This window comes from Paraburkholderia sediminicola, from assembly GCF_046026895.1.
Lineage (GTDB): Bacteria > Pseudomonadota > Gammaproteobacteria > Burkholderiales > Burkholderiaceae > Paraburkholderia > Paraburkholderia sediminicola_C.
Window position 1 is genome coordinate 40,558 of the sequence record NZ_JAQQEU010000019.1, and the last position, 13,313, is coordinate 53,870.

A 13,313-nucleotide genomic window follows, 5' to 3' on the forward strand; every position below is an offset into this window, starting at 1 on the left:
AATTGAATCGGCCTATCGCGCGATTGGTTCCACAGAGATTTTTTTCTTGCACTGCGCCGAACGCCCATGCGGTGCGACAGTGCACCAAGTCAATGCGTATGCCTGTGGTGAATATCTGGGAAATGCGCATGGGCATGCGTGATTGGTGCATGGCGATGCGCATGCGTGTGCGGCTCATTACCATCCCACGCGAAATCATGCTCGTGCTGATGATGCGCGTCGTGCCGATGACGATGCGTGTGCTCCAGCGGCTCGTGCGTGTGCGCATGCTCGTGACGTTCGCGAATGTGCAGCCACACGCCGAACGCCATCAACGCGGCGGCGACCCAGAACAGCAGTGGCGGCCATTGCGGCCACAGCAGCCACGACAGCGTCACGCCGAACAGCGGCGCGACTGAGAAATAAGCGCCGGTGCGCGCGGTGCCGAGATTGCGCAGCGCAACGACGAACAGCACCAGGCTGATGCCATAGCCTGCGAAACCCGTCAGCATCGCGAGTGCGACGCTCGACAGGTGCGGCCATCGCGCGCCCAGAGCGAGTGCGAGCGCCACGTTCACCGAACGGGCGACCAGTCCTTTGATACACGCGATGAACATCGCGTCGTGCGCCGACACCTTGCGGGTGAGATTGTTGTCGACGGCCCAGCATGCGCACGCGCCGGCCAGCAGCAGCGTGCCGGCCGGCAGTCCGGCCGCGCCCGGCTGCCACGACAAGGCCGCGCCGCCCGCGACGATCGCAGCCATGCCGAGGAACACCTGGACGTCGACGTTCTCGCGAAACACGATCCACGCGATCAGCGCAGTGAATACGCCTTCGAGATTCAGCAGCAGAGAGCCGGTGGCGGCCGGCGTCGTCTGTAGACCCAGCATCAACAACGCGGGTCCGGCGACGCCGCCCGCCGCGATCGCGCCTACCAGCCCCGGCGCCTCGCGCAACGGAAAGCGGTGGTGACCGGTTTGCGCTTCGGCGGCGCGTCGTTTGACCCGCCGCGCCAGAATCAGGACCGCGAGGCCGCTGCCGCTGCCGAGATAGAACAGTCCGGCGAGCAGGAAGGGCGACAGCGATCCGAGCAGCGCTTTGGCGAGTGGCGTGGTGGCGCCGAACAGCGCGGCGGCGACCAAAGCGGTGAACGCTGCGCTATGGCGGGAAGGCATGAGCGGACCCTTCATGAGAACAGAGGCGATGCGCACACGATAGCGCTATCGGAAAAGCCGCGCCGAGCCGGATGCCGAAGCTCGGAGTCGGCTTCGACCGGGGGGTGTCGATCGAGATGTTCGAGCACGTGAAGCACTACGGCCTGCTGCTCGCGAAAATCTCGCGCTGGATGCGCGACGACGCAAAGCTGTTCGTGCATATCTTCGCGCATCGCACCCTCGCGTATCACTTCGAGACGCACGACGGGAGCGACTGGATGTCGAAGTATTTTTTCACCGGCGGCACGATGCCGTCCGAAGCGCTGCTGATGATGCTGATGAACCTCCAGGACGATCTGCGCGTGGAGCGGCGGTGGTGGGGGGGCGGCACGCATTACGAGCGCACCGCGAATCACTGGCTCGCCGCGCTCGACGCCGCGCGCGAGGACGTGATGCCGGTGCTCGTCGACACTTACGGCGCGCGTCATGCAGCCGTGTGGTTGCAGCGGTGGTGCATGTTCTACATGGCGGTGGCGGAGTTGTTCGGCTTATGCGAAGGGAAATGAGTGGGGCGTCGCGCATTATCGGTTCGTGAAGCGTTGCAGGGCGGGCGTGGCATCGATGGCATGAGGTCGTGTGATTCCGTTTGGCGCGCAGCGATGAAAGAAAACGCGTCGACCGTCTTTCATTCGGGTTTCGATGCCGCTTTCATTCCCGACTCCTCGGGCGAAGCACTGGAGCGCCGGAAACTGCACCGTCCTACGCGTATCAAACGATTGCAATCCGGCATACGACGCCAGCATCAAAGCGTCGCGGCCCAGCAGCGATAATCGCATTCTGTCCGATCCAACCCGCCCACCCACTCGCCCGGAACCGCCTATGACCGCTCCCATCCCCTTCGTCCCCGACCGCTTCAAGAACAACGCCGCGCATTACCTCGCGGGCCGTCCCGCATATTCGCCGCAGCTGATCCGGTGCGTCGCGCGGTCCTGCGAACTGCGCGGCACGCATCGGCTGCTCGATCTCGGCTGCGGGCCGGGGCAGTTGTCGCTGGCCTTTTCGTCATGGGTCGGCTCGGGTCTCGCGCTCGACCCGGAGTCCGAAATGCTGCGCGTCGCGGCTGGCCTCAGCGCGGGGATCGCGCCGAACATCGAGTATCGACAAGGGAGCTCGTATGATTTGTCGCCGGCGCTCGGAAGCTTCCGGCTGGCCGTCATCGGCCGCGCGTTTCACTGGATGGACCGGCCCGATACGCTGGCGCGGCTCGATGCGCTGATCGAACCGGAGGGCGCGGTGGCCCTGTTCTCGACCGTGCAGGTCACCGATGCGCCGATTGCATGGCTTGCGCCCTATCACGCGCTGCTGGAGGAATATGCGCAGAGCGACCCGGCACGCATGCAGCGTAAGTCGGACGACTGGGAAAGCCACGACGCGGTCCTCGCGAAGTCGCCGTTCGCGGCGCTCGAACGCGTGTCGATCGTCGAAACGCGCCGTGTGTCGGTGGATTCGTTGAGCGCGCGGCCGCTGTCGATGTCGAGTCTGTCACGCGAGCGGCTCGGCGACGGGCTCGAAGAGCTGCTCACGCGCATCAGGCAACTGCTGGATGCCCATGCAACCAATGGTTGGGTCGACGAGCGGATCGAATCGACCGCGTTGATTGCGCGGCGTCCGGCGGCGCGCAGCTGAAGAGCGGTTGCGTTGGCGCGGCGCGTGCGGGTTGGATCGGCAAGCAGCGTCGCCCGAAATAGTCTGAAATACACCGTTAAGCGCCTAATGGAATAAAACGACACACTACGGCGTTAGCTCGATACCGGCGGCGCATCCAAACCCGTTTCAACGGGGGACGGGTTTTCAAACAGCTTTCGCGGCCCCGCACTGGTGGACCAACAACCATGAACACTCACGCCGATTCCCTGACCGATTCGACCGGCGCACCGCTGCCGGTGCGCTACACCCGCACGGCGATAACGCTGCACTGGCTGATCGCGCTGCTGATGATCGGCAACGTCGCGCTCGGTCTGAGCGCGGACTCGTTGCCCGACGACTGGGTGCGTCCGATGATCGACACGCACAAGTCGATCGGCATCACGGTGCTCGGTCTCGCGCTGCTGCGCATCTTGTGGCGCGTGTCGCACAAGCCGCCGCCGTTGCCGCGCGAGTTTCCGGCGTGGGAAAAAATTGCCGCGCACGCCGCGCACTTCCTGCTGTATTTGCTGATGATTGCGTTGCCGCTGTCCGGCTGGCTGCATGACTCCGCGTGGAAAGACGCCGCGACTCACCCGATGCGTCTGTTCAACCTGGTGCCGTGGCCGCGCATCGGCTACGTGATGAACCTCGATCCCGCGCTCAAGGAAAGCTTGCACGACCGCTTCGGCGCATTCCATACGTGGCTCGGCTACGCGCTCTATGCGTTGCTCGCGATGCATATCGGCGGCGCGCTCAAGCACGAGTGGATCGATCGCAAATCGGTGCTGAAACGCATGGTGCCGTGATCCTGTCCATGCGGCTCTCCTTTCCTCAACCACACTATCGACGAACCCGGCAACTACTTTGAAGAAAACCCTGGAACAGGCGCTCGCCCTCGCATCACCGCGCATCGTGCCGCGTCCCGCGACGCTGTCCGGCACGCTGGTTCACTTCAGCGTCGTCGCGCTGTGGCTGCTGCTGTTCGCGCGCGCGTTCTTTCTGCATGGCGCGCTGGCGTGGTCCACCGGTATTGCGTATGTCGTCTACGACACGCTGCTGCTCGCGTTCGTCACGTGGAAGTCGCTGCCGCTGATGCGCCGCACGCCGCCACTCGAAGCCGACTACGAACAGCGCCGCTTGCCGAGCATGGGCGTGATCGTCGCGTCGCATAACGAAGCGGCGGTGCTGCCGGTGACGCTCGCCGCGCTGCTGCGTCAGACGCACGGCCCGGCGCAGATCGTGATTGCCGACGACGGCTCCACCGACGCCACCGGCGCGCTGCTCACCGAACGCTTCGGTCTCACGGCCGCCCCGGATGGCGTGCTGAGCGCGCCGAGCGTCTCGCATCCGAACCTGTTCTGGCTGCGCGTGCCGCACGGCGGCAAGGCGCGCGCGCTGAACGCCGCGATCAGCGTGATGACCACCGACACCGTGATGACCGTCGACGCCGACACGCTGCTCGACGACGACGCCACCTACGCGATGCGCGCCGCGTTCGCGAGCGAGCCGAAGCTGGTCGCGGCGGCCGGCATTCTGGTGCCGGTGTGCGGCAAGTCGGCGGCGGGCCGCGTGTTCCAGTGGTTCCAGACCTACGAGTACATGCGCAACTTCATCGCCCGTTTTGCGTGGATGCGCGCGGACAGTCTGCTGCTGATCTCGGGCGCGTTCGCTTCGTTCAGACGCGACGCGCTGCTCGACGTGGGCGGCTTCGATCCGCAATGTCTGGTGGAAGACTACGAGCTGATCCACCGGCTGCGCCGCTATTCGGTCGATCACGGCCTCGGCTGGGACGTGCGGGTGGTCGGCGAAGCGCATGCGCACACCGACGCGCCGGACAATCTCGGCAGTTTCCTGCGGCAGCGGCGCCGCTGGTTCGCGGGCTTCCTCCAAACGCAGTACTGGAACCGCGACATGACCGGCAATCCGCGCTACGGCACGCTGGGCATGCTGATGCTGCCGGTCAAGGCAATCGACACGATGCAACCGATCTACGGCTTGACCGCGTTTGCGTTGCTGCTCGGCTTTCTGTTCGGCGGGCATGGTGCGATTGTCGTGTCGATCTTCAGCGTGATCGGCCTGAAAACAGCGCTCGACCTCGCGTTCTATTTGTGGAGCATCCATCTGTATCGCCGCTGGACTGGCGAGCGCAGCGGCAACAGCCTGGGGATGGCGATGCTCGCGGCGATTGCCGAGCCTTTCACGTTTCAGCTCGTCCGGCATCTGGGCGCGGCGCTCGGCTGGCTCCACTTTTTGCGCGGCGGACGCTCGTGGGGCGTGCAGCGCCGCTCGGGGCTGGTGGCGCACGACGAGAACTGAGCGCACGGCGCTGGTCACGCGGCATTCCGGTTCGTGGGCCGCGCAGTCACGCTAATGCAACGCATCGAGGACAGACTGCCGTATGCCGCCGTCGGACCCATGCGACGGCTGCTTCGAGTAGACTGGCTACGATGCCGGCCTCGACATTGCAGGGCGGCGACTTTCTATCCGCTCGTGCACGGAGGCTTCACCTATGCATGCTGTCCCACCGCTCGAACAAGACACCGACGGTGCAACCGTCGCTGCGTCGCCAGCTCACGCGGCGACGCAGAATGCGGCTCATGCCACCTCTGCCACGGCCGCGCATGCGCGCGCGCCGGGCCACGCCGCCAACGACGCGCCGGTACGCGATCTGCGCCGCGTCGGCATTCATCCTGACCACTGGTATCCGCTCGCGTGGTCGCATGAAGTGAAGCGTGGCAAGACGCATGGCGTGACTTTCGCCGGCGACCCGATCGTGCTCGCGCGCACGGAGTCCGGCAAGGTGTTCGCGCTGGAGGACCGCTGCGCGCATCGGCAGGTGCCGTTGCATCAAGGAGTCGTCGACGGTGAATCGATTCGTTGCGGCTACCACGGCTGGACCTACGACTGCTCCGGCCAGTGCGTCGACGTGCCGTATCTGGGCCGCGACCGCTTGCCCAACGGCGTGCGTTCCTATCCGTGTCAGGAAGCCGAAGGACTGATTTTCGTGTTTCCGGGCAGCGCCGAGTTGGCCGGGCAACGGCCGCTGCCCAAGCTCGGCTCCGTCGCGGACGGGAAGTACAAGACGCGCCGTTTCGGCCGTCCGGTGAATTGCCACTATTCGTTCATGCACGAAAACCTGATGGACATGAACCATCAGTTTCTGCATCGCAAGCAGATGGGGCAGATGCGTGCGCGTTCGTTGGGGCGGCGGCGCGGCGAAGGCTGGGTCGAAGTCGACTACACGTTTGCGCGTATGGCCGGCCAGCAGCCGATCGGCGAAGCGATCGTGTTCGGCCAGAACCGCAAGACCGGCGGCAAAAACGACAAGGACGTAATGACGATCCGCACGGAGTATCCGTATCAGACGCTGCAGATCCGCACGTCCGAACAGACGCTGGTGATGGACCTGTGGATCGTCTATGTGCCGCTCGATCGCGAGCAACGCACCAATCGCACGTTCGGCTTGCTGTCGATTCGCAAGCCCGGCATTCCCGGCGTGCTGAATCTCGCGTGGCCGCTGCTCGTGTGGTTCACCGAGCGCATCTTCAAGGAAGATCGCGAAATCGTCGAAGCCGAACAGCGCGCGCACGACTTGCAGGGCGCCGATTGGAATCACGAGGTGTTTCCGGTCATCAACGAATTGCGCGCGTTGCTGCGCGAGGGCGGCGCGCCCGATCAGGTGGTCGGTGCCGGCACCGGCGACACGGCGCTGATCCGTTTCTGGGACTCGCGTCACGGCAACCCGCTGGCGAATACCTGAGATTCGGGTTTTCACGACGCTGCGGGACCTTACAATCATCGGCGACGATTGGTGCTGGCCGCGGTCGTCGCGGCGGTTGCCGAGCATGCCGGCGAGTCGGTGTACTCGTAGGCGAAGTTTCCCGCTGCCGGGGAATTAATCCATCTCCACACGGTAGGCAATGCGGCGCGCGCGAGAGGCGATAATGTCGGCCGATGCACGCAGGTTTGCGCCAATCGGCATGTGCCGCGCTCACACCCGTGTACTATTTCGCTTTTTCCGATCTTCAAGAAACGCTCGTGTCTACCCAACAAGTCTCCTCAGCATCGCGTAAATCGCTCACTTTGCTGCAAATGCTCGGCCTCATCGGCGCCGCAGGCCTCATCGCCGCCATCCTGCTGAATCACCTGGTCTAGTCGCCCCGCGACGCCGCCGCACCGCGCGTGCAGCGCTATGCCGGCACCGGATGCCGGCCTCATCGATATTCCGATTGCCATGTACAAGAAGGGCGTAGCCGTAGAACTCCAGTTTTCCCCCGAGCGACTCAACGACGGCGCGGGCGATCCGTACTGGATCGACCTGACGCAGGACGAAGCGCAACGCTTGCTGGAAAGCCTGCAGGCGCGCCTTGGCGCGGGCGGCACGGCCGCGCCGCTGGTCGTGAGCCTCGACGAGACGCCCGCGCCGCAAGCCGCCAGCCCCGCCGGTCCGGCGCCCGGCACGACCGCGTCGGCGGACGACTTCAAGCAGTGGGTCTGCGTGATCTGCGGCTGGGTCTACGACGAGGCGGCCGGTCTGCCAGATGAAGGCATCGCGCCGGGCACCCGCTGGGCGGACGTGCCGGCCGACTGGCGTTGCCCGCTGTGCGACGTGGGCAAGGAAGATTTCGCGCTGGTCGAGTTTTAACCTGCCCGAACGACGCGCTCCAACGACCGCCCGGCCCCAAGCCGGGCAATCGCAATCCGCCTTTCTCAGGCGGTCCCTTCCGGATAATCCGCGCCTTCCGTCGTGGCTTTCCACGTATCGAAGTCGCCGCGCATGAAGTCGAGCTTCTTGTACGCGAGGTCGAGCGCGATCTTGCCGAGCACCAGACGCAAGGGCGGCTGGTCCGCCAGCGCGGCGTCGATGATCGCCTGCGCGGCGCGCACCGGATCGCCCGCCTGTTTGCCGCTGCGTGCCTCGGTCTGCTTGCGGCGCTCGCCGGCCGTGCCCGCGTAGTCGTCGATGACGGTGGCCGACTGCTTGATCGACGGCCCTGCCCAGTTGGTGCGGAACGGTCCCGGTTCGACGATCAGCACGCCGATGCCGAGCGGCTTCACCTCCAGCGCCAGCGATTCCGACAAGCCTTCCACCGCGTATTTGGTCGCGTGGTAATAGCCGGTCGCCGCGAAACTCGCAATGCCGCCAATCGACGACACGTTGACGATCAGTCCGTTGCGCTGCGCGCGCATGATCGGCAGCACCGCCTTCGTGATGTCGATCAGACCGAACACGTTGGTCTCGAACATCGCGCGGACTTCGTCGTCCTCGCCTTCCTCGATCGCGGCCAGATAGCCGTAACCCGCGTTATTGACGAGCGCGTCGATGCGGCCGAAACGCTGCTTCGCCTGCGCGACCACCGCTTCGACCTGCGCGGCGTTGGTCACGTCGAGCGGCAGAACCAGTGCGCGGTCGCCGTGAGGTTCGGCGATATCCTTCACTTTCGATGCGTCGCGTGCGGTGACGACCGCACGCCAGCCGCGCTCCAGCACCTGCTTCGCCAGTTCGCGGCCGAAGCCGGTGGAACAGCCCGTGATCAGCCAGACGGGATTGTCTCGATTCATCATTTGGGAAACTCCTGTTGATGGTCTACGACATGTGAAGACCGCAATACGGCGCGAACCCGCAGTGTGCGCGTTCGCGTCAGCAATCGGTCTGCTCGTGGTGTTCAGCGTTAAGCGTGCCCGGCCTTTTTCGCGGATCGTATCCGCGACGGTGCGAGTGATCGCGTGTGATTCGGGCGGCGGGTTTGTGGCGATCCTTGCCGTAAGTACGGCTAATGCCGCAATTACCGGTATTTCCGCTGTTTCCGCCTCGGACCGGAGTGGCTTTGCAATTGTAGCCGCAGCGTGGCGGCTTCGCTTTGCAGCGCCTTGACGAAGGCACCTACTCGCCCCGGTCACCACGCGCGCGAATCCGAGCCCGCTTGCGCCACGCAGCTATAATCGCGCTCGATCGTGGCCAGGAAGGAACTCATGAAAAAGATCGCTGCAATGGCGCTCGTCGCGCTTGGACTCACTGCTTGCTCATCGCCCGAAAAGCAGGCGCTGCGAGCCCAGGGGTTCGTCCACAACGAAGCCAGTCTTGCCGCCGCCCAACGCAACGCGACGGTCGATTGCCAACCGGAGAATTGCGACGCTGCCTGGGCGCTGACGAAACGCTATATCGAGCAGCATTCCGAGACGTCCGTGACGCGCGCGGACGCGGTCGCAATCGAAACCGACGTACCCTACAGTTCGGGCAATGCGGCCTTCTCGGCGACGCGCGCCGCGAAAGGCGCGGGCGGAACGCTCACCCTCTTTGCGCAGTGCCGGGGCATGTACGGGCCGGACAACGAGAAGGGCTCGAACTATGACGAGTGCGCCGAGAAGATCCTCAAGACGCAGAACGGATATGTGGCGTTTCTGAGGGCGCATGCGTCCACTCAGTAAGCGCTTTGAGTGAGCGCGCCGCTGCGATTACGCGGCGGATCGCGCTCGAAACCATGGACTGATCTCACGCCAGTCTCACCGCGCCCGGCGGGCAAGGGCTTTGCGTTTGTCGGCGAGCCGTTGTCGATGCACGATCGCGGCGTGGGCATCGGCCTGCGCAAGGACGAGACCGCGGTGCAGGCGTCGATCAACGAAGCGATCGCCTCGATGCTCAAGGACGGCACCTATGCGCGGATCGCGAAGAAGTACTTCGACTTCGATCCGTACGGCAATTGATTTTCTACTTGGTATTCTTCTCCCCTAGGCTTTGCGCTCATGAACAGGCAATCGATTCCGCTTCTATCGCCGGCTATTGGCACCCACCGCGAACTGGTGTCGTTTCACTTCGGCACGCGGGATAGCGGGCAGAAGATCTATATCCAGTCGTCGCTGCACGCAGACGAAACGCCCGCGATGCTGACGACCGTGCTGCTCAAGCGCCGCCTGCTCGAACTGGAGAAGCAGGGCGCGCTGAATGCGGAAATCGTGCTGGTGCCCGTGGCGAATCCAGTTGGGCTCGGACAATATGTGCTCGGTCAGTTCCTCGGGCGCTTCGACCTCGGCAGCGGCAAGAACTTCAATCGCCACTTCCTGCAATTCTCGAAGCTGGTCGCGCGCGCGAAAGAAGCGTTGGGTTCCGATGCGAAGGAGAACCGGCGCATCGTGCGCGAACTGATCGCGGCTGAACTGGCCGAACAGAAACCGTTGACCGAATTCGAGTCGCTGCAACTGGCCATGCTGAAGCTCTCGTTCGATGCGGATGTCGTGATCGACCTGCACTGTTCGCTCGAAGCGGCAATGCATCTGTACACCAGCGAGGCAGCGTGGCCGGAGTTCGAGCCGTTGTCCCGTTATCTCGGCGCGCAGGCCTCATTGCTGGCGACCAACTCGGGCGGCGAGTCGTTCGATGAAACTCACAGCCTGTTGTGGTGGACCTTGCAGCAGCAGATGCCGGCCGACAAGCCGGTTCCCACCGGCACGATTGCGGTGACGGTGGAATGCCGCGGCCAGCGCGATGTTTCTTACGAAGTCGCGCAACGCGACGCCGACGCGATCGTCGATTATCTGGTGTGGCGCAACGCGATTCAACGGGACGTCAAGCCTTTGCCGGCGTTGCTGTCGCCTGCCACGCCGCTCGCGGGAAGCGAGCAGTTTTACGCACCTGTCAGCGGGATTCTGATTCATCGCGCGAAGATCGGCGAGACGATTGGTGTCGGACAGGCCCTGTTCGATATCGTCAATCCGCTGACGGACGAAACGACCACGATCTCCAGCAACACCGAAGGCGTGCTTTATATGCGCCGCGCCATCCGCTTCGTGACTGCGGGCGCGCCGCTAGGGCGTGTGACTGGAACGCGGCCGTTCAGGACCGGGGTCTTGCTGGGGGCGTGAGTTTGTCGCCCGGCGGCGTGTCCTGCTATTTTCTGCCGGCAAGGTACGTCACGCCGTTCGGACCATAGCGCTCCGAATGCGCCTGATGCGCGGGCAAGTGGAAAACGTCGCCGGGCCGGTACAGTCGCTCTTCAGCGCCGATGCGTATGTGCAGTTCGCCATCGAGAATCAGCGCCTTCGCTTCGAACGGGTGCTCGTGCACATCCATCGCTGCGTTGGCTTCTCGCGTCACGATGACAGGCTCGGGGAAACCGTCTTTCGTCAGGCTTTCGGTGAAGGCGTTGCGATCCATGGTGCCACCATCGTCAGGGAATAGCGAAGACTGACTGTACCGCTATCCGGCGCTATGTGCAGAGCGCCTTCAGCGCAACGACAACCCCGACAGCAGCGAACAAAGCCCCAAGCTTCGACCGACCACCGCTGAACCACGCGGCGAATCGACCGAAGCCCGGCGCGGCATGATAAGGCTTAGTTCGCCACCAACACCGGCGCCACCGCTGCCGGGTCGCTGATACTCGGACGGCCATTCTCGACGTGACCTGCGAAACGGCGCGAGAAGCTTGCGTCGTCATTGCTCGTCACGGTCAGGTCGTACCAATGATGGCTCGCCGCGAGCACCCACATCTCCTCGATATGCGCGCCGGCCGGCACCAGCACCGCACGCGTGCGTGCGCCATACGCGTTGTCGCTCACCGTGAGGCGCGCGATGCCGCCGCCGCTGTTGGTGAACTTCAGGAACACGTTGCCATTCGCGACGTCGTATTGCGCCTTCACTTCGGGCTGTGCCGGCTTATGGTTGGCATGCCCGCCCGCGGCTTGCGCGCTCTGCGTGCTCGCCTGCTGCGCATTGCCCGCGAACTTGCGTACGAAGCCGTTCGGCCCGAACACGTCGAACGAGTAGACGCCGTTCGTCGCCGTCAGATCGAACGTCTCGCTGAGCGACTTGCCCGCTTACCGTGTAGCGCCACGGACCATCAGTGCGATTCGTCGAGTACACATAGAAGTGCGCGCCCTGGTCGCCGGTGTTGGCGATCGAGACCTCGAACATGTTGCGGCTTGCGTCCGCGTCGCCGTTCACGTGCAGTTCATAGGGCAGCGCGCGCGCAAAGCGAATCCCGCTTTCCTGCGGGTCGGGGGCGCTCGGCGTCGCCGGCACGGTCGGCTTGGGCTGCGTCGCGCACTGGTTGTCGGCGATGCTCTTGTAATTGCTGGTGTCCGGCAGCGGCGGCACTTTCGAGTCCGGCGTGCGGAAGTCGAACGCGGTGGTCAGGTCGCCGCACACCGCGCGGCGCCACGGCGTGATGTTCGGTTCATGCACGCCGAAGCGCGCTTCGATGAAGCGGATCACCGACGTGTGATCGAACACCTGCGAGCACACGAAGCCGCCCTTGCTCCACGGCGACACGATCGTCATCGGCACGCGCGGGCCGAGGCCGTAGGGCAGGCCGTCGGCGGTGTAGCTGCCGCCGCGCGCGGGATTGACCACGTTGTGAATTTCGCCGTCGGTGCTGACCGTCGACTTGCCTTGCGCGGGCGTGGTCGCCGGTTGCGGCGGCACGAGGTGATCGAAGAAGCCGTCGTTCTCGTCGTACATGATGAACAGCACGGTCTTGCTCCACACTTCGGGATTCGACGTCAACGCATCGAGAATCTGCGACGTGTATTCGGCGCCGTATGCGGGCGTATATTGCGGATGCTCGGAGTACGCGGCCGGTGGGCACAGCCACGACACCTGCGGGAGCTTGTTCGCGAGCACGTCGGCCTTCAGGTCGTCGATGGTGCGCACGGTTTGCGCGCGCTCATACAACGGCGAACCCGGTTGCGCGTTTATGAAGTTCGCGAAGTTCTGCGGGATGTTGGTGCCGTAGTTGCCGTTCAATGGATCGGCGCCCGTCAGGCCCTGCTGATAGACCTGCCACGAGATGCCCGCGGCTTGCAGGCGTTCCGGGTACGTGGTCCACGAGAGCAACTGGTAATTCGGCGGACCGTCGCCGTCGACGAAATCGTTGTTGTCGAGCAGCGGTCCTCCGAGCGTGCCGGTCGGGTCGACCGTGCCGCTCATCAGATAGGAACGGTTCGGGTGCGTCGGTCCGGGCAGCGAGCAGAAGTACGCGTCGCAGACGGTGAACGCATCGGCCAGCGCGTAGTGAAACGGAATGTCGCTGCGCAGGTGATAGCCCATCGTCATGTCGGTCTTGTTGGCCGGCCATTGATCGTAGCGGCCGCCGTCGATCGCGGCATGGGTCTTGTACCACGAGTGATCCAGATCGCCGACGCATTGCGCGCTGGTGGTCGACGTGTCCAGATGGAACGGCAGCACCGGTTTGGTCGCGTCCGCTTTCGACGGCTGATACCACACCGGCTTGCCGTTCGGCAGCGGAATCGGGAAGCGGTCGTTGTAGCCGCGCACGCCGCGCAAGTGGCCGAAGTAGTGGTCGAACGAGCGGTTCTCCTGCATGAACACGACGATGTGCTCGACATCGCGGATCGTGCCCGTGCGCGAGAACGCGGGCACGGCCAGCGCATTGCGAATCGACTCGGGCAGCGCGGTCAGCGCGGCGGCAGAGGCCACGGTCTGCAGGAAACGGCGACGGCTAGTTGATGTCATCGAATATCACCTTCTGCGGATGGAAA

The 13,313-nt window shown here is 64.3% G+C and carries 10 protein-coding genes and 3 pseudogenes; 9 read left to right on the forward strand and 4 right to left on the reverse strand.

Annotated elements, in window-relative coordinates; translation table 11 throughout:
• Positions 1 to 89: 89 nt before the first annotated feature.
• Positions 90 to 1,154: a DMT family transporter gene (locus PQR02_RS15785; RefSeq protein ID WP_408232324.1), complete on the reverse strand. Its 1,065-nt coding sequence runs from the start codon at positions 1,152 to 1,154 to the stop codon at positions 90 to 92.
• Positions 1,155 to 1,237: 83 nt separating this feature from the next.
• Here PQR02_RS15785 and PQR02_RS15790 point away from each other — a divergent pair.
• From PQR02_RS15790 to PQR02_RS15815, 6 genes and pseudogenes are all read left to right on the forward strand, one after another.
• A pseudogene (locus PQR02_RS15790) lies at positions 1,238 to 1,763 on the forward strand (class I SAM-dependent methyltransferase); the annotation flags it as partial.
• Between the two features lie 249 nt (positions 1,764 to 2,012).
• Complete coding sequence (locus PQR02_RS15795) at positions 2,013 to 2,819, forward strand: class I SAM-dependent methyltransferase (RefSeq protein ID WP_408232331.1); 807 nt, start codon at positions 2,013 to 2,015, stop codon at positions 2,817 to 2,819.
• 206 nt (positions 2,820 to 3,025) lie between these two features.
• Positions 3,026 to 3,625, forward strand: coding sequence for a cytochrome b (locus PQR02_RS15800; protein WP_408232334.1), 600 nt, complete (start codon positions 3,026 to 3,028; stop codon positions 3,623 to 3,625).
• Positions 3,626 to 3,683: 58 nt separating this feature from the next.
• Entirely contained in the window at positions 3,684 to 5,135 is a 1,452-nt protein-coding gene (locus tag PQR02_RS15805) for a glycosyltransferase family 2 protein (RefSeq protein ID WP_408232336.1), read from the forward strand.
• A gap of 193 nt (positions 5,136 to 5,328) precedes the next feature.
• A complete protein-coding gene (locus PQR02_RS15810; protein WP_408232340.1) occupies positions 5,329 to 6,579 on the forward strand; it encodes a Rieske 2Fe-2S domain-containing protein in 1,251 nt (416 codons plus the stop codon).
• Positions 6,580 to 7,053: 474 nt separating this feature from the next.
• The gene (locus PQR02_RS15815) at positions 7,054 to 7,464 is read left to right on the forward strand and encodes a rubredoxin (RefSeq protein WP_408232548.1); all 411 of its coding nucleotides are present in this window, start codon (positions 7,054 to 7,056) and stop codon (positions 7,462 to 7,464) included.
• A gap of 65 nt (positions 7,465 to 7,529) precedes the next feature.
• Here the strand turns inward: PQR02_RS15815 and PQR02_RS15820 are convergent, their stop codons facing one another.
• Entirely contained in the window at positions 7,530 to 8,384 is an 855-nt protein-coding gene (locus tag PQR02_RS15820; protein ID WP_408232343.1) for an oxidoreductase, read from the reverse strand.
• 408 nt (positions 8,385 to 8,792) lie between these two features.
• On the opposite strand from PQR02_RS15820, the gene PQR02_RS15825 reads away from it, so the two are divergent.
• The 3 genes and pseudogenes from PQR02_RS15825 to PQR02_RS15835 all read left to right on the forward strand — a co-directional run bounded on the left by PQR02_RS15825 (position 8,793) and on the right by PQR02_RS15835 (position 10,679).
• Complete coding sequence (locus PQR02_RS15825) at positions 8,793 to 9,248, forward strand: putative periplasmic lipoprotein (protein ID WP_408232346.1); 456 nt, start codon at positions 8,793 to 8,795, stop codon at positions 9,246 to 9,248.
• A gap of 84 nt (positions 9,249 to 9,332) precedes the next feature.
• Positions 9,333 to 9,524, forward strand: a pseudogene (locus PQR02_RS15830) (transporter substrate-binding domain-containing protein); the annotation flags it as partial.
• A 39-nt stretch (positions 9,525 to 9,563) separates the two neighbouring features.
• Positions 9,564 to 10,679: a succinylglutamate desuccinylase/aspartoacylase family protein gene (locus PQR02_RS15835; protein WP_408232349.1), complete on the forward strand. Its 1,116-nt coding sequence runs from the start codon at positions 9,564 to 9,566 to the stop codon at positions 10,677 to 10,679.
• A gap of 25 nt (positions 10,680 to 10,704) precedes the next feature.
• On the opposite strand, the gene PQR02_RS15840 is transcribed toward PQR02_RS15835, so the two are convergent.
• Positions 10,705 to 10,971 carry a cupin domain-containing protein gene (locus PQR02_RS15840; protein ID WP_149671361.1) on the reverse strand — a complete coding sequence of 89 codons (267 nt, stop codon included), beginning with the start codon at positions 10,969 to 10,971 and terminating at the stop codon, positions 10,705 to 10,707.
• A gap of 176 nt (positions 10,972 to 11,147) precedes the next feature.
• A pseudogene (locus tag PQR02_RS15845) lies at positions 11,148 to 13,287 on the reverse strand (phosphocholine-specific phospholipase C).
• Positions 13,288 to 13,313: the final 26 nt, after the last annotated feature.

Coding starts and splice junctions, on each gene's coding strand:
- PQR02_RS15825 (WP_408232346.1), top strand. CDS start 8,793: ATGAAAAAGATCGCTGCAATGGCGCTCGTCGCGCTTGGACTCACTGCT.
- PQR02_RS15810 (WP_408232340.1), top strand. CDS start 5,329: ATGCATGCTGTCCCACCGCTCGAACAAGACACCGACGGTGCAACCGTC.
- PQR02_RS15815 (WP_408232548.1), top strand. CDS start 7,054: ATGTACAAGAAGGGCGTAGCCGTAGAACTCCAGTTTTCCCCCGAGCGA.
- PQR02_RS15795 (WP_408232331.1), top strand. CDS start 2,013: ATGACCGCTCCCATCCCCTTCGTCCCCGACCGCTTCAAGAACAACGCC.
- PQR02_RS15820 (WP_408232343.1), bottom strand. CDS start 8,384: ATGATGAATCGAGACAATCCCGTCTGGCTGATCACGGGCTGTTCCACC.
- PQR02_RS15800 (WP_408232334.1), top strand. CDS start 3,026: ATGAACACTCACGCCGATTCCCTGACCGATTCGACCGGCGCACCGCTG.
- PQR02_RS15840 (WP_149671361.1), bottom strand. CDS start 10,971: ATGGATCGCAACGCCTTCACCGAAAGCCTGACGAAAGACGGTTTCCCC.
- PQR02_RS15835 (WP_408232349.1), top strand. CDS start 9,564: ATGAACAGGCAATCGATTCCGCTTCTATCGCCGGCTATTGGCACCCAC.
- PQR02_RS15785 (WP_408232324.1), bottom strand. CDS start 1,154: ATGCCTTCCCGCCATAGCGCAGCGTTCACCGCTTTGGTCGCCGCCGCG.